Annotated in this window: 17 protein-coding genes; 10 read left to right on the forward strand and 7 right to left on the reverse strand. The window is 56.0% G+C overall.

What is annotated here, in order from left to right; all coding sequences use genetic code 11:
* Positions 1-8: 8 nt before the first annotated feature.
* From H7A51_01785 to H7A51_01795, 3 genes are all read right to left on the reverse strand, one after another.
* Complete coding sequence (locus H7A51_01785) at positions 9-1,826, reverse strand: hypothetical protein (GenBank protein MCP5534944.1); 1,818 nt, start codon at positions 1,824-1,826, stop codon at positions 9-11.
* An 85-nt stretch (positions 1,827-1,911) separates the two neighbouring features.
* Positions 1,912-3,354 (reverse strand): sigma-54-dependent Fis family transcriptional regulator, encoded by a 1,443-nt coding sequence (locus H7A51_01790; protein ID MCP5534945.1) that lies wholly within the window; start codon positions 3,352-3,354, stop codon positions 1,912-1,914.
* Positions 3,351-4,559, reverse strand: a complete 1,209-nt coding sequence (locus H7A51_01795) for a PAS domain-containing protein (GenBank protein MCP5534946.1) — start codon at positions 4,557-4,559, stop codon at positions 3,351-3,353. Before H7A51_01795 ends, H7A51_01790 begins: the two co-directional genes overlap by 4 nt.
* A gap of 52 nt (positions 4,560-4,611) precedes the next feature.
* On the opposite strand from H7A51_01795, the gene H7A51_01800 reads away from it, so the two are divergent.
* The 7 genes from H7A51_01800 (at position 4,612) to H7A51_01830 (ending at position 12,579) form a co-directional block, all read left to right on the forward strand.
* Entirely contained in the window at positions 4,612-4,932 is a 321-nt protein-coding gene (locus tag H7A51_01800; GenBank protein MCP5534947.1) for a divalent-cation tolerance protein CutA, read from the forward strand.
* 245 nt (positions 4,933-5,177) lie between these two features.
* Positions 5,178-8,822, forward strand: a complete 3,645-nt coding sequence (locus H7A51_01805; GenBank protein ID MCP5534948.1) for a DEAD/DEAH box helicase — start codon at positions 5,178-5,180, stop codon at positions 8,820-8,822.
* Between the two features lie 219 nt (positions 8,823-9,041).
* Positions 9,042-9,278: a DUF1232 domain-containing protein gene (locus H7A51_01810; protein ID MCP5534949.1), complete on the forward strand. Its 237-nt coding sequence runs from the start codon at positions 9,042-9,044 to the stop codon at positions 9,276-9,278.
* A gap of 61 nt (positions 9,279-9,339) precedes the next feature.
* Positions 9,340-9,795 carry a biopolymer transporter ExbD gene (locus H7A51_01815; GenBank protein ID MCP5534950.1) on the forward strand — a complete coding sequence of 152 codons (456 nt, stop codon included), beginning with the start codon at positions 9,340-9,342 and terminating at the stop codon, positions 9,793-9,795.
* A 186-nt stretch (positions 9,796-9,981) separates the two neighbouring features.
* Positions 9,982-10,668: a prepilin-type N-terminal cleavage/methylation domain-containing protein gene (locus tag H7A51_01820; GenBank protein ID MCP5534951.1), complete on the forward strand. Its 687-nt coding sequence runs from the start codon at positions 9,982-9,984 to the stop codon at positions 10,666-10,668.
* A 153-nt stretch (positions 10,669-10,821) separates the two neighbouring features.
* Positions 10,822-11,586 (forward strand): hypothetical protein, encoded by a 765-nt coding sequence (locus tag H7A51_01825; protein ID MCP5534952.1) that lies wholly within the window; start codon positions 10,822-10,824, stop codon positions 11,584-11,586.
* Positions 11,587-11,649: 63 nt separating this feature from the next.
* The gene (locus H7A51_01830; GenBank protein MCP5534953.1) at positions 11,650-12,579 is read left to right on the forward strand and encodes a type II secretion system protein; all 930 of its coding nucleotides are present in this window, start codon (positions 11,650-11,652) and stop codon (positions 12,577-12,579) included.
* 157 nt (positions 12,580-12,736) lie between these two features.
* Here the strand turns inward: H7A51_01830 and H7A51_01835 are convergent, their stop codons facing one another.
* Complete coding sequence (locus H7A51_01835) at positions 12,737-14,326, reverse strand: S8 family serine peptidase (protein MCP5534954.1); 1,590 nt, start codon at positions 14,324-14,326, stop codon at positions 12,737-12,739.
* Between the two features lie 432 nt (positions 14,327-14,758).
* Here H7A51_01835 and H7A51_01840 point away from each other — a divergent pair, with 432 nt between their 5' ends.
* Both H7A51_01840 and H7A51_01845 read left to right on the forward strand, forming a co-directional pair.
* Positions 14,759-15,103, forward strand: coding sequence for a hypothetical protein (locus tag H7A51_01840; protein ID MCP5534955.1), 345 nt, complete (start codon positions 14,759-14,761; stop codon positions 15,101-15,103).
* A 139-nt stretch (positions 15,104-15,242) separates the two neighbouring features.
* Complete coding sequence (locus tag H7A51_01845) at positions 15,243-16,196, forward strand: methionyl-tRNA formyltransferase (protein MCP5534956.1); 954 nt, start codon at positions 15,243-15,245, stop codon at positions 16,194-16,196.
* Positions 16,197-16,207: 11 nt separating this feature from the next.
* Here the strand turns inward: H7A51_01845 and H7A51_01850 are convergent, their stop codons facing one another.
* On the reverse strand, positions 16,208-16,945 hold the full coding sequence (locus H7A51_01850) for a hypothetical protein (protein ID MCP5534957.1): 738 nt from the start codon (positions 16,943-16,945) through the stop codon (positions 16,208-16,210).
* A 133-nt stretch (positions 16,946-17,078) separates the two neighbouring features.
* Entirely contained in the window at positions 17,079-19,358 is a 2,280-nt protein-coding gene (rnr, locus tag H7A51_01855; GenBank protein MCP5534958.1) for a ribonuclease R, read from the reverse strand.
* Between the two features lie 276 nt (positions 19,359-19,634).
* Between rnr and H7A51_01860 the strand changes: the two genes are divergently transcribed.
* Complete coding sequence (locus H7A51_01860; protein MCP5534959.1) at positions 19,635-20,213, forward strand: type II secretion system protein; 579 nt, start codon at positions 19,635-19,637, stop codon at positions 20,211-20,213.
* 173 nt (positions 20,214-20,386) lie between these two features.
* On the opposite strand, the gene trmB is transcribed toward H7A51_01860, so the two are convergent.
* Positions 20,387-21,025, reverse strand: coding sequence for a tRNA (guanosine(46)-N7)-methyltransferase TrmB (gene trmB, locus H7A51_01865; protein MCP5534960.1), 639 nt, complete (start codon positions 21,023-21,025; stop codon positions 20,387-20,389).
* Between the last annotated feature and the right edge of the window lie 20 nt (positions 21,026-21,045).

The following is a 21,045-nucleotide window of genomic DNA, read 5'->3' on the forward strand; positions in this document are numbered from 1 at the left end:
GGTGCGAATTATTCGGCGGACTCCACCACCGGACGGTTTGAATAGTACATGATGTAACCGTAGCTGAAAAGCGGCTGCTTGTGCTGGTAACGTTGGGAGAGTGGCTTGAATGACGGGTGGATGTCGATGAAGTTAGGTGCGTTGCCGAATCGTGCCCAGGCACCGAAAACGAGCGGGTAAAGCTCGCCGTAGCTACCATTTTTGGGGTCGCCTACGCCCATGATGTTTTTATCGTTGAACGAGTAGGGCGAGATCAGGATGCCGCAGACCGGTGTTTGTTGATTGGTCGCAAGTGCTTCGACCTGCTCGATTTGCTCCAGGCTTTGAGGCAGCCACACCGCCATGCGGTCGGCATACCAGGCCACGGCCCAGGGGGTGTCACTGATGATCACATCCTTGCTGGTGGTGTTGTCAGCGAGGGTCCGGTTGTATGCCTTGGGGAAATAGGGTGGCCAGTGGGGGAAGCCGCCGTATCCTTCTGCCCGGAGTCCCATTTGCAGGCTCTGCGGGATGGAGAGAAGCATCGGGCCCGCACTGATCGCCACGATGATGATCAGGTGGGCATAACGTAGCGCATGCATGGAATGCGGAATATTGAGCCGTCCCCAGAGGATCGAGACCATGGCCAGTCCGTAGGCTGCCATGATCGGGGCGAAGAGGATATGAATCTGGTTAGGGTCCATGGCGCCCGCCTTCAGGCCGTAGATCGACATGCCGATACCCGCGAACACCCACATCAGGAGAATCAGCCAACGGAAGGAGGCGAGGGATGCCCGTTTGAACGGATGCAGGAGAGCAAGGAAAAACAGTGGTGCCACGAGGATGCCGCCGAAGTTCCTGTGCAGGTCCGAGATCTGGCGCAGCGTGGTTGCCAGGATATTGAGCAGCAGGCCCTTGAGCCCAAGCTCCTCGTTGGCTGGGGAGAGCGAACGCATGATCGCGTCCTCGGAGGACCCCAGTCCATTGTGAATGGCGTAATAGGCGGTGCCGAACGGGCTGCCGGTCGGACTGACATAGAGGAAGTAAACCACGGGCAGGACAAACAGTGCCAGCATGCCCATGAGGACGGCGGCAATGACTCCTCGGGGTTTGAAATAGATGGCGGCAAAAATCACAAAGCCGATATACATCCACAGCGTCAGCCAGTGGGCCAGCACCAGCAGGCACATAAACACCCCGGAGACCAGCACCGGACCGAGCGCTGATTTGTTTTCCTCGGAATTCTCCACCCCGCGCCAGAGGAAGAACATGGCGCAGGAGAAAAGCATCAGCATCAGCATCTGGGGCATGCCCGACTGGGAAAGGTTCCACATCAACTCGCAGAACAGCATCAGGATCGCGGTTACTGAAGCGATGGTGGTATCAAAAATCCTCGACACAAGCAGGTAGTTCACACCGATCGAGATGAGGAAAAAGATGACGCAGGTTGCGGCGATGACGCGGTCGAGCTGATAGATGTTGGATTTCTGGGGCATTCTCCAACGTGTGTTGTCACCGGCGTCGGTCGCCTTGAGCACCGCTGCATAAACACAGGGGTTCAGGGGCGCATGGTAGGTGTCGGGTAGGTTTTCCAGACTGGGTTTTTCGTGGTTGGCCTCCTCCATTTGCCACAGGGCAACCGGTCGGATCACCTTGGTGGAGTAGCCGTTGCCGCGGGCAATCTCACGTCCGATCTGGGCCTGTTCCATTCCCCGGGGTGAGGAGAGCCCCTGAAAGGTGAAAAAGATACTGACAACGGCCAGGCCGATGAGAATGACAAAGAAGGTTGCACGGCGAATGATCTTAGCGGGATCGTAGGCACCGCCTGAAGAATGGGAAATACTCATAAATGATTGTGCTTGGGGAGAAGTGGGCTGGGTAGAAAATAAAGGAGTACGTGAGCAGGGCAAACACGGCTTGGTTTAATAGGCATTAATGATGATCGTCGGGTTCCTTGAGTTTTCGTTGGAGGGTGCGGCGGCTGATACCAAGCAGGCGCGCAGCATCGGTGCGGTTGTTCCCTGTGTGTTGCAGCGCACGCCGTATGGCGTGCATTTCCAGCACATGCAAGTTGAATTCGCCCTCGGAGGCAAGCGAGATTTCGACCTTTTCATCCAATTGGCCGATTTCCCGGTGCGAATCGATCCGGTGCTGGCTCTCCGGCGCCGTTCCATGCTCGGAGGATCTGAGGAAGTAGGGGAGGTGACGACTGTGGATGACGGGGTCATTGCTCATGACCACACCATGTTCGATGGCCGTACGCAACTCACGGACGTTGCCGGGCCATGCGTATCTCCGCAACAAGGTGAGCGCGTCGTCGCTGAGCGGTTTGAGCTCCTTGTTGTTTTCCGAGGAAAATTCGCGCAGGAACGCCTGGGCCAGCAAGATGACGTCCTCGGCTCGGTCCCGGAGCGCCGGCATGAGAATACGGACGACGTTCAACCGGAAAAACAGATCCTCGCGGAACTCGCCCTGGCTGACCAGGGTGCGCAGGTTCTTGTTGGTCGCCGTGATGACCCGGACATCGACGCTGACCGGCTTGTTCGACCCCACACGCTCGATGGTCCGCTCACTCAGGACGCGCAGCAGCTTGACCTGGGTGGCCTGGTCGATTTCTCCGATTTCATCGAGGAAAATGGTGCCTCCGTTCGCCTGTTCGAACCGGCCGATCCTTTTCTGGGTGGCTCCGGTGAAGGCTCCTTTTTCGTGGCCGAAGAGCTCGCTTTCCAGCAGTTGGGGGGAGAGGGCGGCGCAGTTGACCACTAACAGCTTTTCAGCCGGTCTACCGCTGAGCTGATGGATGGCATGGGCGACGAGTTCCTTACCCGTGCCGCTTTCCCCCTCGATCAACACCGTGGCGCGGGTGGGCGCCACCTGGGTGACGAGCTCCCCCACCTTTTGCATTGCGGGGGATTTGCCGATCAGGCTTTCCAGGCCATGTTTGCTGGAGCCGCTTTTTTCCCGCAGGCTCTGCACCTCGTGCTCCAGCCGGACATTGCTTTTTTCCAGCGACCGGCTCCTCAGTGCCCGCTTGAGCAGGAGTTCCACCCCATCGAGGTTGAGGGGTTTGGTCACAAAGTTCCACGCCCCGCGGCGCATCGCCTCCACGGCGGTATCGACCGATCCGTAGGCGGTCATCATGATCGAAACCGGTGGGCTGGGTAGCGCCAGTGTCTGGTCGAGCAGATCCATGCCGCTGTCGCCGGCAAGGCGGAGATCTGTCAGCATCAGGTCGATGGGCTCACTTTGGAGCAAGGTCATGGCTTCCTTGATGTCGGAGGCGACATAACAGTCAAATTCATCCTCGAGCGCCATGCGCAGGCCGTCGCGGGTGGATTTTTCATCGTCAACGATGAGCAGGGTGGCGGAGGTCATGATGGTTCAGGTTTGGAGACGGGTTCGATTTCAATGACGGCGGTGTCATGATGGTCTTCAAGTAACCGGACGTTGCGGTTTTTGCGTGGCAGCGAGATGGTGACGGTTGTGCCTTCCCCGTCTTTGCTGTTGATTTCAATCTCGCCCCCATGCTCCCGGACGATCCGCCGGACGATCAGGAGACCGAGGCCGGTGCCGGATTTTTTGGTGCTGTGATAGGGTTCGAAAATGGAGCCCATCACCTCGGGGGGGATGCCCGAGCCATGGTCGCGGATGGTCAGTGTCACTTCGTAGTCGGTGACCCGGGACAGGATATCGATCTGTCCGCCACTCGCGGGCAGGGCCTGGAAGGCATTTTTCAGCAAATTGTAGAGCGCCTGTTTGATCTGGCTGCCATCAAGCTGGAGCAGGGGAGTGCTGTCGGCGAGGTCGAGGCTCACTTTGACGTTGCGCTCCTCGAGCTCGGGCGCAAGTAACCTGAGGGTGTCGCGCAGCAGGTCATGGAGTTGCAGCGTGTCGCGTTCCGGTTGGGTCGGGCGGATCGCCTGGAGGAACTGTTTCAGGATGGTATCGAGCCGCCTGATTTCGCCCTGGGCGGTTTCAAGGTGGTGCGACAGGCTTTGTTGGTCGTCCGCCGGGAGTTTGCGAAGTTTTCTACCCAGTAGCTGGAGGTGGATGTCGAGGGCGTTGAGCGGGTTTCCAATCTCATGCGCCACCCCGGCTGCGAGCAAGGTCAGGGCGTTGAGTTTTTCGCTTTCGACGTTCTCCTCCGCCTGTTTGCGTGAGTGGGTGATATCGCGGACCAGCAGGACGTAGCCGAGCAGGTGGTCGTCGCCCTCCACCTCACTGCGCATCGGGGAGAGGTAGAAGTTGAGATGGCGTTGCTCCGGGTAAAGGATCTCCATGTCCCGGCTGACGATGTGGTCGGGGTCGGCGAGCTTGTGCCAGTCGAACCCCCGGATGGTCATCGACAGGCTCTGGCCAATACTTCTCGAGGCATCAATGCCAAAGATCCGCGACGCAGCGTGGTTGACGAAGGTGATCTGGCCATCGGGGTCGAGGATCATCACGCCCTCCTGAAGCGATTCAAAAACACTCTCGAGAAAGCCCTTCTCGCGCACCAGCCGCATGACCAGCCGCTGCACCTCCTCCGGCTCAACCTGGTCGAGGCGGGCAATGAGTTTATCGAGGAATCCGGATTTCATGGTCGGTGGGATTTCGTTGCAGAGGGGCGGTTTTTTTCCTAGGGTGACAACTATGACTGAGGCACTGGTGGTATTATGCACCTTTCCGAGTGAGGAGAAGGCGCGACAGATTGGCACACATCTGGTGGAAAGGCAATACGCGGCCTGCATCAATATTTTGCCTGTCGTGGAGTCGATCTACCAGTGGCAGGGGAAGTTGTGCCGGGAGGGTGAAACGCTCGCGGTGATCAAGACAACGCGGCAGGCGTTCCCCGTGATGAGCCGTGAACTGGCCGCATTGCACCCCTATGATGAGCCGGAAATCATCGCTTTGCCGGTCGTTGACGGCTCGGCTGGATACCTCTCGTGGCTGGTCGACCAGACCCGGGGATGAAACGGGTGTATGACCTCTGGGGCAAAAAAGTGCTGATAATACGGTGCTTTTTATTGCATGAAACGGAAAACCAGCTATAGAATACTGCCCCCAAGTTCCGGGTCGCCTGTCTCCGATAGTATTTCGGGGCTAATGGCGTGCCCGGTTTTTACGCATTGAGACTCGGCGATGACGATCGGTCATAATGCATGGTCGGACAAGCAGTATTTCAGCACAGCATTTCAGCATAGTAACCTTAGCATAGGATGAATCCAGATAGAGCTACACTCAACTTTCTCAACAGTTTCCCGGAAAAAGCGCGCACCCGCGGCGAAGCTCTGCAAGAAGAGGGTGCCGTTACCCAGATTTTCGGTAACCACCTCTTTATCCAGGGCCGGGTTGAGGATTCCACCGGCACCTACCGCACCAGTCTGCGTCTTCAAGGGAACCGCTGGTTTGGTAGCAGCACCGCTGAGGACGAGATTGTAGCCGGTGCCTGTATGTATGCCACCATGATGGAGCGCATGCACCGCGGCGAGGACCTGCCGGAGAGTCCAAACGAATTTGACGACACCCCCATCATCGATGTGATCGAGGAAAAGCTGGGACGTGAACTCGACGACCGGGAGGCCGACTTTGTCAACAAACTCGAGAAGCGCTACCGCCGCTACGTCATAGAAGGGGAGATTCACGACCACGACCTCGTCCGTCTCAACCCACGTTGGGAAATCGTCAGCTATGAGCCCCTTGAACTCTGGCCGATGCCCCCGGGCGATATTCTCGAGTTTTGGAACTACATCGCCTACGCATTCTATAAAAAGAAACTTCCCTACGCGGAATTCCTCAATGCCATCACCGACCTTGAGGCGGTGCAGAAGAAAATGCACGAGTGGGAGCGCGAGCGGGAGGTGGCAGCCTGGTATGACCGTATCGAGAGTGTCAACGAACGTCCGCCGATCGATAAACCCATTTACGTCAAGTTCCGTCTGCTATCCACCATCAACGAGGCACGCGTGGAGTTCTACGAGGGCCAGGCTGAAGGTGGCGAGTGGTTGCCGCTGCGTGAAAAAGGGGACATCGACCGCTTTCTTGCGCTGTTTGATGATTCCGCCCTGCGGATGGACGCATCCAGCCAGCTGATTTGGGACCAGTTCCTGACCTTCTACCAAAAAGAAGGTGACGCCCGCATCGATCTCGATAGCGAGGCGTCCTGCCAGTTCATGAACCGCATCTTCCGCCAGCCCGCGCTGAAAGGATATGTGGTGAACCTCGATGAACGCGAATTCAGGGTGGTTAAAAAACCCCTCCGGTGGATCTGTGAGGATGACCCCTACGTGCCTAACTGTTTTGCCCTGCAACTGGTCACCTCCGCCGGTGAGCACGTCACCCACTCTGTGCGCCTGCTGCCCGGACGGGAGGTCCTTTACCAGTCGGACGAAACCGTTTTCCCCGGTCCGCCACGCTGGTTGACAGAGACCGATATCCAGCCACGCTACCACATCCCCAAGGATGTCATCGACAGCTTGGAGGGCGTTGAATTTCTTCGTAAAATAGGATCCAGCCTGCCTCATTCACTGCGTAAGCGGGTAATCGACCTGGACCTCTATCCTCGCTTCAAGATGAAGATCGAGCAGGGGCTTACCGCCGCCGAAACCGAGCACCTCGTCATCGATGTCCGTGCTTTGGAGAAAAAGGAACGCCGCGAGGAAAAACGCGTCAAGGACGAGTGGGAACTGGTCGAGCAGAAACCCGTCAAAGGAAAGCAGCTCCTCCGTTTCGCCCGCGAAGAACTCTATCCGGTCCCCGGCCTGCTGGCCCAGATGGGCTTGACCTACGATGAGAAGCTCGATGCCTTCAAGGCCCGGATCACCAAACTTTTCCCCGAGAAATTCTCGGAGTGGGCCAAGGCCCTTCCCGAGTCCCTGGTCGCCGAGATGGACGGCAAGCTGCAAACGCTGTTAGCCGACCCCGTGACTGCCGCCATTCGCTTTGAGGTGGTGAACCAGGAAATCGACTGGTTTGACCTCCGGATCGTCATCGATGTCGAGGGTGTCACCCTCACGAATGCCCAGATCCGGTCGCTCGTTGCTGCCCGCGGTGGCTACGTCCGCATGGACGACGGTGGCTGGATGCGCTTGGAGATCAAGCTCGATGCCGACCAGCGCGATGCGGTGACCCGGCTCGGCCTGGACCCCTTCGACCTCACCGGCGAGACCCACCGGATGCACGCTCTCCAGCTTGCCGATCCGAAGGCGGCCGAAGTCTTCGATCCGAAAGCCTGGAAGCGCATCAAGGACCGTGCCCGCGACATTCAGATCGAAGTGACCCCGGCGGTGCCCAAGAACCTCAGGGCGGAATTGCGTCCCTACCAGGTGGATGGTTTCCATTTCCTTGCCTACCTTGCAACCAACCGCTTTGGTGGTCTGCTGGCGGATGACATGGGTCTTGGTAAAACCATCCAGTCGATCACTTACCTCCTCTGGCTTCGTGATGAGGAAAGGAAGGAAAAAGGTGCCAAAGGCCGGATTGCACCGGCTCTCGTGGTTTGTCCCAAGTCGGTTATCGATGTCTGGCATTCCGAGACTGAGAAATTTGCTCCCGAGCTCCGCGTCAAGATCCTGCGCACCCGCGATGATCTCGATCTCAAGGTGCTGGAAAGCGAGGTCGATATCTTTGTCCTTAACTACGCCCAGCTCCGCCTCTGCGGGGAAGAGCTCGCCAAGGTCAAGTGGCTCACCACCATCCTGGATGAGGGGCAACAGATCAAAAACCCGGACTCGAAAGCCGCCAAGGCTGCACGCGACCTCAACTCGAAGAATCGACTCGTCCTCACCGGTACTCCTATCGAGAACCGCCTGATGGATATGTGGTCGCTGATGTCGTTTGCCATGCCCGGTGTGCTCGGCAGCCGTGCCTACTTCAAAAAACGCTTTGATAAACGCAAGGACCCGAGTGCCCAGAGCCGCCTCGCCTCGCGCCTTCGCCCGTTCCTCCTCCGCCGGACCAAACTCCAGGTGGCCAAGGACCTGCCGCCAAGAACCGAGGAGGAAGTCTTCGCAGAAATGGAAGGCGTCCAGGCCGAGATGTACAAAGCCGAGCTGAAACGTATCCAGAAGGCGTTGTTAGGATTCGATTCGGATGAAGCGGTGAAGAAAAACTCCTTTGCCATCCTGCAAGGCTTGATGCGCCTGCGCCAGATCTGCTGCCACCCTGGCCTGATCGATCCGAAGTTCCTCAAGGAGGAAAGTGCCAAGATGAACGCACTCTTCTATCTGCTCGACCAGCTGCGCGAGGAGGGTCACAAGGTGCTTGTTTTCTCCCAGTTTGTTTCCATGCTCGATATCATCAAGGCTCGCCTCGAGGTCGAGAGCCGTCCGTTCCACTATCTAACGGGACAGACCAAGGACCGCAAGGGGGTGATCGAAAGTTTCCAGACCACCAAGGACGCATCCGTCTTTATGCTGTCACTCAAGGCAGGTGGTGCCGGTCTGAACCTGACATCCGCATCCTACGTCATCCTCTACGATCCGTGGTGGAACCCCGCTGTGGAAAACCAGGCGATCGACCGGACACACCGTATTGGCCAGAAAAACAAAGTCATCGCCTACCGCTTGCTGACCCGTGAAACGGTCGAGGAGAAAATCCGTATCCTGCAGCACCAGAAGACCCAGCTGGTTACCAATGTGTTAGGTGACGAAGGCTTTGCCAGCAGTCTGGCCATGGATGACCTCGCCTTTATTCTTGGTGCCAACGGTTTCGAGGAAGATATGGAGGAGCCGGAAAAAAAGGCGCCACGTAAGGCTGCTAGAAAGAAGTCTTCGACCGAACTCATCGATGTGACACCGGCCGACGATGCCCCTGCCGCAAAGAAAGCCGCTAAAAAAGCCGCCAAGAAAACGGGTAAGAAGTAGTCAAGGTAGGACAAGTTGCAACGTGTCGACAGGATGTGTGCGTTCGTCATGCATGCACGGACCGGATGCCCAGGCATCCCCCCATGCAGTGGAGAACGCCTGTGGCGGCTTGCATGGCTTGTCGACGGGTTTGCCAACTCGTCTTACTCTGGAACCACGGCAAGCAATGATCCTCTTTTCTGCATTTGCGTATTTCCCGAGGAAGAGTAGTGTGGCGGCATGAAAGGGATCATTGTCTTCATCATCGCCGTATTCAGCGTCATTTACCTCATTAATCCAACCATGGGGGTCATTGAGTTGATTCCTGATAATTTCCCGATTATTGGTAATTTAGACGAAGCAACGGCGACGGCGGTTCTGCTTGCCTGCGCCCGCTACTTCGGCTTTGACCTGGCCAGGTTTTTTGGCCGTAGGAAAGATGAGGAGGGCAAAGGTGAAATCATCGACATCGACTAACCGGCCCACGGTGATTTTTCCCTAAGTTTTCCCGTGCGGTAGGCGTTCCAGAGTTGGAACGATGAAAAAACACCAACGACCCACCCGCGAGGATTCTCTCGCCCCGGACGAGCCAGGCCTGGATATTTCCTCACTGATCGACGTCTGCTTTCTGTTACTGATCTATTTTCTGGTCACCACCACCATTCAGCCCCGCGAGCAGGATCTGAGGACCACGGTGCCCGGCATCATCCCATCGGATCATATCCCGCCCATCCCACCCATGCTGATCGAGCTGCGGCAGGACGGTGGCGTTGTTGTCAATCCGGGTGATGCCGCCGAGGTATTCGACGGCGATATCGACAGCCATGAGCTGCCCAACCTGCGCGATCGCCTCGCATCCGTGGCCGCGCTGGGGCCGTCAGGAACTCCGCGTGTTTTACTCAGGGTGGATAATGAGGTGCTTCAGCAGCGCTATGTCGATGTCCTCAATTGCCTGGCGGGGGCAGGGATCAGCGATATCGCCCTTCAGGATTGAGGGGTAGGCCCGGAAATTAGGCCCGGCACCGGTGATGGTGGCAGGGTTGAGGCGTCTCCGGTCCATTGAAAACCTGTATTTTACGTTGTAACCACATTGATTTCTTGCAGGACGGGAAAAAATAGGCTAATGGTATGAAAAAGGAGCTTCCATCACGTCGGAAAGTCCGTAGCCTGTCCATCAACCATGAAAAATATCCCGTTCCCTTCTCGAACTCGTTTTCAACCGGCGCCCGCATTCACACTTGTAGAGATGCTGGTGGTCATCACGATCATCACCGTTATGCTGACGATAGGAGCGCTGGGTTTGAAAAACCTGTCCAAGGCGAGCGGGGTAAGTGCCGGCCTGCCCATTGCGGAGGCCGTCTTTGCTGAAGCCCGCGCCATAGCCGTTGGCAAGGGCACCCGCGCCCGGGTCCTGATCCACGGCACCAATGACAAGGATGATGAGCTTCACCGTGAGCGTTTTCTGCGTTACATGGCGATTGCCTACGAGGAACTCGATAATGACGGCAACGGCAATGGCAACTGGATCATCGCATCACGCGGTAGCAAGCTGCCTGATGGTGTCTATTTTTCAAAGGACCTCACGGAAAAACAAGGTTACACCCTTGAGTCACCAATGACGATTGAACTGCCGGGCAAGAGCTCAACCAGTTGTTACTACTATGAGTTCAATGCGGAAGGCATGATTCAGCCAGCACCTGTCGGCAACGATGTGCCGCGCTTCGTAATCCGTGCCGGCACCCTGCGTCCTGGTGATACCGAGCCACAGGCCACCAGCGGCAATAAACGAAATATCGGAGGGTTTGTCATCTGGCGTAGTGGCCGGACTTCCGTGTTCCGCCATCCGGATCAAATTGAAATTGAATAAACCAAGTCAGCCCCTTTTCCTTCCCTTTTCCCTTTCCCTCGATTGCCGCGAATTTTTCACACACATAGATCAAAACAGATGAAGTATCCCAATAAAACGTATAACACCCAGTGCCAACCTAACGGAACACGCCGAAGCAGGGGTTTCACACTTGTGGAAACCGTGATCGCCATGGGTATTATCACCATCATGGTCACCGCCTTCCTCGCCGCCTTTGGCCCTGCCGTACAAGGTATCCGCAAGTCGATGTCGGCCAAGGAAGCCAACCGTCTCGCGACTACTCTCGAACATGAACTCAGTGTCTTAAGATACGATGAGCATAAAGACAATGGAGGCGAGTATACAACATCATTTGAAAAGGCCTATGAGTGGATCAAAAATTCTGGAGGTTCGGATGAAAAAAAGATAGTATTACTCTATCAGTACCGCGGCAACCCAAATATAGAGCCATACGATGATGGATCTTTGAAGCCGTTAGAAGATAAAAACTTGGACATCGCGGGTAAAGATTATGTATTACAATCTGTCGTCAGGCTCCTTGGTGATGATAAGGTTCAAAAGGAGTTGGCAGCAGGCGTTGTCGAGGGAAGAGTGTTCTATGTCCGGATGACCCAGTTAGTCTTTGCCAAGAAACTTGTGGATGGAAAAGAACAAACTGCTTTAACTGTTGCTGGCGAAGACGAAGTTCCCGGGGGCAAAGGAAAAATCATCGATCCCACCGAGCCTCGTGCGGCCACCACCACCCATGAGGACTATCCGGAAGCCGTCATCGCCTTCCAAGCTGAATTCTACGTTCTCAAGAGCAGCATTTATGCCTACGTGAACGATACCTTTACGCTCGACGATGACAACGGCGACGGGCACCCGGATGCCGCGGGCAAACCCGTTTTCACCCGGAACATGGCGATTCGCCGATAAGCTGTCCCACGCATCGTCTGTCCATTCCTTTCATTATTTACCTATCCCACATTCTTTCATCTGATGAAAACAAACCGATTCCCCGCCAAACGCTCCAAGTCCTCAGGATTTACCCTCATCGAACTTCTGGTTGCGATGTCCATCACCGTTGTTTTGATCGGTGTGCTGGTCTACCTTACCGCAATCTCGATGGACACCTACCGGGACAGTCGCAACGAAGTACGCGCTTCAAGGCAAGCGAAGGAGGCGCTTGAAACCATTGCCAAGGACCTGGAAAGCATGGTCTCCCGCAGGGATGGCAACACCTACGAATGGTTGTATGCAGGGGAAGAAGGGTTTTCCAACATGGGTCCCAGTGGCAAGGAGATCACCAACACCAGTCAACTGATCTTTTTTACTGGGGCAACCGACCGCTATAACGGTCAGATCGGTGTCAATGGTGTGGACAATGGTGGTGATGTTTCCTGTGTCAGCTACCGTCTTGTTTATCGCGACCAGATTGGCGACACCAACGATGATAAATTTGCCGTGTTCTCGTTCTACCGTCATCTGGTAGACCCCGATGACGCGTTCGAACTCCTCGCGGTGAATGATTTGGAATCCGCCTACTCGACAAAATTCAATGATGGTGACGCCCTGACGGCAAACAATTTCCTGGTTGAGAATATTTATGAATTCACCTTGACCTTCCTGGTGGAATACACCCCATCCGGGTCTAACACTACAAAGATTGAACGTGTTTCACTGCGTCAGAATGGTAAGGACAACTACACGGAGTTTCGTTTGAAAGGTAACAAGATCCAGGCTACGGGTCCTGGTGCTGGTGTTATAGCGATTGAAAACGGAGTAATCGTCGGTGCGGAGGTCAGTATCACCGTGCTGACCGACCGGGGGATTACCCTGGCCAAGAATGTGTCACCGGAGATTTGGGAAAGGGAAAGGAAAAAGCATAGCTACCACTACACCAAGACCATCACCACACCCCGCCCCTAGGTGATCAAATGCGGACGGCTTGCCTTCGCTTTGTGGTTGGCGAGCCGGCTCAGGAGAAAGCGGAGGCAATGCACGATATCTTATCAGCCCGACGGAGGAGGGCTGCAAGTCAGCATGGCGTGAGTGGCGAACGCAACCCTCAGCACTCCATAGCCCATTACGGCTGTTGCTGTGTGAAGCTGTCGCTCCGGCTGTTGTTGCCGGGCTCCTGGTCTGTTTCCGTCGTTTGCACCGATGAGCTTACCGAGACAGAATCACCGCCAAAGGGGAGCATCACAGGCACGGGAAATGTCTGGATTTGTCCAGGTGCCAGACTGCTGATATTGATCGTCTGGGTTCCCGTGGGGGAGGTAATACGGACGGGGCTGTTGATCAGCGTTTCAGTCCCCTGGTTTTGCACGGTCACCAGGACCTGTGGCAAGCCGGTTGGTTGGCTGGGCATCACAAGAACCTGGCTGGTAATGGCGGCATCGTAAATTCCCGGGGTGCCGTACTCCATGACGCGGTCCATGGCGAGTATGCCGCTGCCGTAGGCTATGTCGTATCCCGGGTAGCCCGCGTCGTTGGTAACCGACAATACCAGGTCGGCAGCCTGCCTGGCCGTCATGGTGGGATACTGTGACATGGTGGCGGCAATGGCACCGCTGATAAAGGGCGCACTCGCAGAGGTTCCGGAAAACGATGTGAGCTGTGCGTCACCCCACGCCGCATTCACCTGATAGCCCGGTGCAACAACATTGAGCGACTTGCCGCTGTTGGAAAAATCGAGATGCTTACCATTGGCCTCGACGGCACCTACGGCGATGACACCATCATAGGCGGCCGGGTAGGCAATGGCCTCCAGTCCCTCGTTGCCTGATGACGCCACGATCACGGCACCTCGTTGCTGGGCGTATTCGACAGCCTCCTGGACCACGGAGCTGTTGCCGTAGGACCCCATTGAGATATTGATGATTTTCGCCCCGGCATCAGCCGCTTCAAGAATACCTTGGGCGAGGGTAAATGAATCCGAAGTGCCCAGGGCATCGGTAATGCGGATGGAAAGGATATCAGAGGCGGGTGCCACACCGGGTGTGAGAGGATGGTCGCCTGAAATAATGGACGCCACCGCAGTGCCGTGTCCAAGCTGCTCGCTACCGTTGAGAAGTTCAGTGAGCGCCAGGAAAAACAGGCTGCCATTTCCTCCGTTCAGTGCCATGTGGTCGTTCACCCCGGAGTCAAGGACGGCAACGAGGATGCCCTTGCCCCAGGCCGAGTTGTCACCGTCGATTCCAAGCCAGGCCAGGGCATTGCCCCCAAAACCAGCCGCCCCTGCCTGGGCCTGCGCATCGGGTGGAGTCGGGATGCTGACGAGGTAGTTGTAAGCGAGTTCAGCGTCGTCCATGTCGCTGAGGTCGGATGCGCTGTCGAAGCCGAACCTTACCGCGAGCAGCTGGTCTGACTTGCCAAGCAGCCGCAGCCCGCGTCTTTCAAGGCTGGCGAGGAACCTCCGGTAGGCGGCATCGTTTTTAAAGCGCGCAATACGCTCGTTGGCGATGGCGAATGGCGGTGTCTCGTCATTGATGTTGTTGCCATCCGTGCGCCGGGCCGACCGGGTGAGGGGTTTGTTCTCGGGCAAGGATGACGGCCGTGTTTGCACACCCGGGTGCTGCCCGGTGTTGTTGCTGACAGCCGGAGGTGCCGCGGTCTGGGTCAGATAATATCCCGCGACCACTGCCAGTAAAAAAAGCAGGGGGAAGATAGACATTGTGCGCGGTAGTCGGGGCATGGGGATATGGGAAAGTGGTAAATAGAGCAGCTAGGGATAGAGCAGCCAGGGAAGGAGCTTCGGGAGAATAAACACCAGCGGCGGGATTTGGGTGTGTTTTCTCTCCACAAAAAGCGATACCGGTCACATTACATTGTCTTTGCGATGCTGCCTACGGAAAAATTTCCCTCTGTCCAGTGGTGAAAATGGAGGCAGGGTGAGCCGTTTCCACGCTCTGGTAGTGGGGTGATGGATCGGCAGCCTAATCCTCAGCAGCCATTGATCTATAATGGATGAGGGACGGCAAAATTTTCGGCCTGGCACAAATAATAGTGGCCATGGTGTTTGGTTTCTGGTAGAAACGCAGCTTACTTAGCCACGAATAAATCGGGCCGAGAATATGAATACCAACAACAATACCAACAACAGCATATGAAAAAACTAATTCAACTTACCGCTTTGGCCACGATTGCCCTGACAAGTTTGTTTGTCAGCTCATGTGGACCTACTTCTACACCTAGCAGATCCAGCGCATCGACAACCTATGTGCAAAAACCCAAAATCAATATCCGCAACAACTCCTACCGCAATATCGTTGTTGGCGTTGACGGTCCTGAGAGAAGGTTTATTTCCGTGCCCGCCCGCAGCAGCCGGATCGTGTATCTTCGTTCCGGGGTGTACAAGTACGCCGCGGCCGCGAACAACACCCGCACGATCTCTGGCTACAAGGCATTTTCCGCCAACCAAAGCTACACGTGGAATTTCGGGGTCAACTGATTTGACCGGTTCAGTAGAACCTGACGCTTCCATTTACGGGTCGGCTCTCCATGGGTCGGCTCGTTTTTTGTCTGCTGTTTTCTCTTTTTTTATCGATTTTGGGGTTTGGAATTATTGGCCTCGCGTTTAAATACACGGCATGTCGAAACTTCGTATCGTTTTCATGGGCACAGGGGATATCGCCCTGCCTTCTTTTTCATCCTTGATGGAAATGGATGGCGTTGACTTGCTTGCCCTGGTCACCCAGCCGGACAAACCCGTCGGGCGGAAGCAGCTGCTGACACCACCCGAGATCAAAGAAAGGGCCCTCGCCGCCGGTATCCCCGTGATGCAGCCTGAGCGTGCCCGGGACAAGGCGTTTCTCGACAAGCTGATCAGTCTGAAGCCCGACGTGATTGTTGTCATGGCCTACGGCCAGATTCTTCCGCAGGCCTTGCTCGATATTCCCGGCCTGGCCTGCATCAACCTACACGCGTCCTTGTTACCCAAATACCGTGGTGCCGCATGTATCCAGGCGGCGATTGATGCGGGGGACACCCATACAGGCATCACCGTGATGCATGTGGTCAAGGCGCTCGATGCTGGGGATATCATCCTGAAAAAGGAAACAGCCATCGGCAAGCGGGAGACAGGCGGCGAGCTGCATGACCGCCTCGCCGCCATCGCCCCCGCCGCCCTGGCCGATGCATTGGCACAGCTGGCTGCCGGCACGGCAGCGCGTACCCCGCAGGATCAAAGCCAGGTCAGTTACATCCCCAAGCTGATGCGCGAGGATGGGGAGATCGACTGGTCACAGCCCGCCGCCTCCTTGGAACGGATTATCCGCGCCTACGAGCCATGGCCCGGGACCTCCACGACATATACCGATAAAAAGGGGCGGAAACGCCGGTTGAAAATCTTCCCCCAGGTCACCGTCGGTGCATCATCGGGTCGACCAGGCGAGGTGCTCGCCGTTGAAGACTCCCTCTGTGTGGCTTGTGGAGAAGGCTCACTGCTAATCGACCTGCTACAGCCGGACGGATCGCGCCGGATGAGAGCGGCGGAATTCATGTTAGGCTCACCGCTGGCGGTGGGGGACGTGTTGGCCGAGTAGAGGGGAGGAGGCTAATCGTTGTCCTCAGGACTCTCAATGGCAATGGTGCCATCGGTGATGCTTTTGACAACCTCACCATTGACCACAATGTCGACCTTGCATCCAAGCAGGAGGTCCTTGCGCCGACCACCCGGTTTGTCGACGACTTCCTCGGTATAGGGGGTGCCGTTGCCATCCCGTTTTGTGACCTGCTTGAGCACGGGGTCAAGCTTGCCGGAGACGATGTCAACGGTTTCGGTTTTCAGCGTCACGGTGGCCTGGGAAGCGATTTTTTCGCAGCTCAGTGATCCGGACTTCTCCTGGCGTGTACGCTCAGGCTTCAAGTAGTCCTGGACACCGTAGTAGAGTGTGTAGTTGATGGTGATATCGGTATGGGTTTCTTTCGCCCTGTTGCTCAGTGATATCGTATAGCCGCTGGGATAGACGCGGTTCTCGATGCGGGGCTCCAGAACCTTTTTGCTTTTCTCCTTGAAATCCTTGAGCGTTACCCGGATGTCGTTGCCAATGGCAAGCCGGGGGCCGTTGACGGTAACGTATTTTTTGTCGTCCTCACTGAGGATGTCGATGGAAAAGGTGCTTCTCCGTCCATTCTTCAGTCGCACCGAGACCTGTTTGGTCTTGGTATCGTAACCGGTAAGCTCGGCAAAAAAACTCTTGGTCTCGTCGGCATTCTGGAAACGACGGAGTTCTGCCCCGAGATTGAGGGCGAGTAAGGTGAATACTGCGATGGTCAGGGCTTTACAGTTCATGGCGTGGGTTCAATTTATCGAAGAGGTGGGAGGATGTCAAATTCATGCTGGCAAGGATCATGCGCCCGTCTCCGCGGGTATCACCATACGACAGGGTTCTAACAGGTTGTAGGGGCCGGCTTGGCAAAACCGATCATTCCGCAAACTTGAAGTCCACCATCTGGCGTTCCATATCGACGTTGGCGACAATGCAGTCGTGTTGCTGGCCGACCTGGTAAGACAGCCCCTTGGGGCCGGTGAAGCGGGTGAGGTTGGCTTCAAACCTCCAGTCCGTTTCGTGACCGGGGAAGTCCTCGGTTTTAACCAGCCCCTTGGTCATGATGTCGATGGCCTCGACAAACAGGCCGAAGTGACGCACATCGGTAATCACGGTTTTGAAAACCGGCGGGTTTTCCTTCAATGAACACATGTGCAGGTACTGAAGCATCTTCAGGCGACGCGATTCATTTTCCGCCTCGGCACTGGTACGCTCGGTTTCAGAAATATGCTGCGCAATCTGGGCCGCCTCGCCCGGGCTGGGGACGCGGTCGGCCTTTTTCGGTGGATTGCCAAGGTGCTTTTGCAAGCCACGGTGGACGATCAGGTCCGCATAGCGTCGGATCGGGGAGGTGAAGTGACAGTAGTCTGCCTTCGATAAGCCGTAGTGACCTAACGGATCCTGGAAATAGGCGGCGCGTTTCAGCGACTTGAGCAGCCCGATCTTGATGGCGTGCTCCTCAAGTGAACCCTTGGCCTCGTCTAACAACTTTTGGATATGCCGTTTATTGGACAGGTTGCCAGGCTTGTAGCCGTGCAGTCGGGCGAGTTCGGCATATTCGTTGAGGCGATCCGGGTCCGGGTCTTCGTGGATGCGGTAAATGGTCGTCTGCGAGCGGTTTTTGAGGAGCTTGGCGGTGGCTTCATTGGCCAGCAGCATGAATTCCTCAATCAGCTGGTGGGACTCATTGTACTCGCTTTTTACTATCCCCGTAGGCTTCCCCTTGTCGTCTAACAATACGCTGACCTCCGGCATGTCCAAATCCAGGGCGCCATTGTCAAAACGTTTTTTGCGGAGCAGTGAAGCGAGGCTCCAGGCTTCGTGCAGCATGCCAATGATATTCTGGTCCTCATCAGGGAATAGCCTGGCGACTTCTTTTGCTGGTTTCATCAGGATGTCCTGCACCTGCTCGTAGGTAAAGCGGCGGCCCGAATGGATGACAGCGCGGGTAAAGTGGGCGGAGCGGACCTGTCCATCCTTGTTGATCTTCATCAAGCAGCACTGCGTGAGGCGGTCCACCCCGGGCATGAGCGAGCAGAGATGGTTGGAAAGCTCGCGCGGGATCATGGGCAGGACGCGGTCTGCCATGTAGGTGGAGTTACCACGTTCGCAGGCTTCCTTGTCGAGTGCGGTTCCGGGTTTTACGTAGTGGGAGACATCGGCGATATGCACGGCAAGCTGCCAGCCGGATGGTGTTTTCTGCACCGAGATGGCATCGTCGAAGTCCTTGGCATCGTGCGGGTCGATGGTGATGACGGGAAGCTCCCTCCAGTCGTCCCGGCCTGCGGTGTCTTGTGCGGTGACCTTGTCGCCAAAGGCCTTGGCCTCTTCTAACACGGCATTGGGAAACTCGTCACGCAAACCGTGTTTGTGGACGATGGACAACATGTCGATACCCGGGGTATCGGGCCAGCCTAACACCTCGGTGACCCGACCGACTGGTTTTGAGTTCGGGTTATCCCAGCGGGTCAGTTCGACCGCGACGATCTGGCCGGATTTGGGGCCGTCTTTTTTGTCCTGTGGCAGGGATTCGCGTTCGATGTTGACGTCTGGGATTTTTGCATCGTCCGGCTGGACGTGGGCGAATTTCCCACTGCGGAAGTAGGTGCCGATGATGCGGGCCATGCCACGGGTGATGATTTTCTCCACGTAGCCAGCCGCCTCGTCATCAGGCTTGGCCATGCCGGCGGCCCTCTGGCTGCGGCCCTTGCGGTGTTTGGTCCAGTCGGGCTGGCCAATGCGGTCGACCCGCACCGCCACCTGGTCGCCATTCATGGCGGTGCCGGTTTTGGTCGAGGAGATGAAGATACGGGAGTATTTCTTGAGATCCATGCCGGCGGCCTCGTTGGTGGCGTCGTTGGCGTCGGGGTAGAACCAGGCGTTGCCGTTGCCCTGGAAGCGGAGGGTGCCGATCAGCAGGGCGCCGGGAGCTGATTTCCCCTTGCCGCCTTTACCCTGGGATTTGGCGCGCGGGGTGAAGCGGCCCTTTTTACCGCGGACGATCTCGCCTTTGCTCTCGAGACGTAACAGCTCGGCGCGTAAAGCGGACCGCTCATTGGGCTTTATCTCCAGGGCACGGGCAAATTCCGATTTGTTCAGAGCTTGGAAATCGGGTGAATTCAGCAGCGTCTTGATTCGCTGGCGCAGGTTTTTCATAGGTGGATACTGGGTCGAATTAGCAGGATGAACATGATAATCTTTGAAAATAGGCTGATCAATGAGTCGATTTTTCGTTTGCGGCGCTGTCTTTACGGTGGTATTTGTCCTGTGTCTGTATTCGCAATGTATTTTCAAGGGAAACTCCATGGTTGCAGGCATGCGGAAATTCTGTCTGATTAAGGTCAGTAAAAGCCGAACCACATCCACGATCGTTCACTGAATACTAACATCATTATATTAACCTATCCATAAATCCACAAACCCATATTCATTATGAAACTGAAAACAAAGCAATCCAAGGGTTTTACCCTGATCGAGCTGCTGGTAGTGATTGCGATCATTGCCGTTCTGGCCACCCTGGCCTCCCCCGCTATTCTTGGCGCATTGAAAAAAGCCAAGATCACCAAGGCGACGGGTGTCTGCACCGCCTTTGAGGTGGCTGTCGAAAACTTTGAGAGCGAGTACAACTACCTGCCGTTTGACGGCGGTGGCACCGCCCCATCGTCTGACCAGGAGCTTCGTAGCGACGATGGCCTTATCGCCGTTCTTGCGGGCCGTGAGGACACGGTCAACTTCAAGCAGATCAAGTTTTTCGAGCAGCCCAAGCCAAAGGGTAGCAGTGACACCAACTACAAAGACGGAATGCATGTTTCCGATAGCACGGCGAAGCTGTACGATCCATGGGGAGAGAAGTATTACATCTCGATGGATTACGATCTGAACGGTGAACTCGATAATCCGCTTGGCTCAGATCAAATTCACGGCAAGAAGTGCCTGATCTATAGTACGGGTCCTGACAAAGAAAAAGGGGACACTGCGAAGAACAAGGACAACCCGAGCAACTTCAAATAAGAAACCGGTCATCAATTTTTCAAAACGGCACGGTTGATACTGTGCCGTTTTTGTTGGAGTGCGGACGGCTTGCCTCCGCTTTGTGGGTTGGCACGGCAAGCCGATTCTGGAGTAGGCGGAGGCAATGCACGATATCTTATCAGCCCGACGGAGGAGGGCTGCAAGTCCACAAATTACTTGCCAAACCTGAGCCGGTGGATGCTTTTCCCCTGGCTTTCCCAGAGCAACTGGAAGTCGGTTTTGGGATAGAAAAAGGAGCCCGCCTCACCGGCATCCGGCCATGGCAGCCGGGTGAATTTTTCTCCCGACCGGTTGAAGGTCTCCATTTCCTCGCAAACCCACTCGAAGTATTCCGGGTGATCGGTTTTAAAGAGAAACTCACCATCGGGGGTGAGGGCGTTTTGCAGGATTGTTAGAAACTGCTGTTGCACGAGCCGGCGTTTGTGGTGCCTGGCTTTCGGCCATGGATCCGGGCAGAGCAGGTGGAGCCGGGAGACGGAGTTTTTGGCGAGCAGCCACTCGAGGGTGTATTGGCTTTCGAGCCGGAGCACCTTGGCGTTGGCCAGCCCAAGGTCGTGGATGCGCCTGCAGACGCCGCGGACCCGACCGAGCAGTCGTTCCACACCGAGAAAGTTGCGGTCTGGAAAGTGTTTTGCCATTTCGATGAGAAAGCTGCCATCACCACAGCCGAGATCAATTTCCAGCGGGTGGTCGTTGCCAAAGATGTCTTCCGGTGTGTAGCGACGGAAAAAATCATCCGGCATCAATTCGCATGATTCCGCGGGTCGGGCGCACTGTGGTGTGTCGGGCATGGTGAAAGTTTGTCGTTTCA

Source organism: Akkermansiaceae bacterium, from assembly GCA_024233115.1.
Taxonomy (GTDB): domain Bacteria; phylum Verrucomicrobiota; class Verrucomicrobiia; order Verrucomicrobiales; family Akkermansiaceae; genus Oceaniferula.

Coding starts and splice junctions, on each gene's coding strand:
- H7A51_01850 (MCP5534957.1), bottom strand. CDS start 16,945: ATGAACTGTAAAGCCCTGACCATCGCAGTATTCACCTTACTCGCCCTC.
- H7A51_01790 (MCP5534945.1), bottom strand. CDS start 3,354: ATGACCTCCGCCACCCTGCTCATCGTTGACGATGAAAAATCCACCCGC.
- H7A51_01820 (MCP5534951.1), top strand. CDS start 9,982: ATGAAAAATATCCCGTTCCCTTCTCGAACTCGTTTTCAACCGGCGCCC.
- H7A51_01840 (MCP5534955.1), top strand. CDS start 14,759: ATGAAAAAACTAATTCAACTTACCGCTTTGGCCACGATTGCCCTGACA.
- H7A51_01860 (MCP5534959.1), top strand. CDS start 19,635: ATGAAACTGAAAACAAAGCAATCCAAGGGTTTTACCCTGATCGAGCTG.
- rnr (MCP5534958.1), bottom strand. CDS start 19,358: ATGAAAAACCTGCGCCAGCGAATCAAGACGCTGCTGAATTCACCCGAT.
- H7A51_01785 (MCP5534944.1), bottom strand. CDS start 1,826: ATGAGTATTTCCCATTCTTCAGGCGGTGCCTACGATCCCGCTAAGATC.
- H7A51_01805 (MCP5534948.1), top strand. CDS start 5,178: ATGAATCCAGATAGAGCTACACTCAACTTTCTCAACAGTTTCCCGGAA.
- H7A51_01830 (MCP5534953.1), top strand. CDS start 11,650: ATGAAAACAAACCGATTCCCCGCCAAACGCTCCAAGTCCTCAGGATTT.
- H7A51_01810 (MCP5534949.1), top strand. CDS start 9,042: ATGAAAGGGATCATTGTCTTCATCATCGCCGTATTCAGCGTCATTTAC.
- H7A51_01800 (MCP5534947.1), top strand. CDS start 4,612: ATGACTGAGGCACTGGTGGTATTATGCACCTTTCCGAGTGAGGAGAAG.
- trmB (MCP5534960.1), bottom strand. CDS start 21,025: ATGCCCGACACACCACAGTGCGCCCGACCCGCGGAATCATGCGAATTG.
- H7A51_01795 (MCP5534946.1), bottom strand. CDS start 4,559: ATGAAATCCGGATTCCTCGATAAACTCATTGCCCGCCTCGACCAGGTT.
- H7A51_01845 (MCP5534956.1), top strand. CDS start 15,243: ATGTCGAAACTTCGTATCGTTTTCATGGGCACAGGGGATATCGCCCTG.
- H7A51_01835 (MCP5534954.1), bottom strand. CDS start 14,326: ATGTCTATCTTCCCCCTGCTTTTTTTACTGGCAGTGGTCGCGGGATAT.
- H7A51_01815 (MCP5534950.1), top strand. CDS start 9,340: ATGAAAAAACACCAACGACCCACCCGCGAGGATTCTCTCGCCCCGGAC.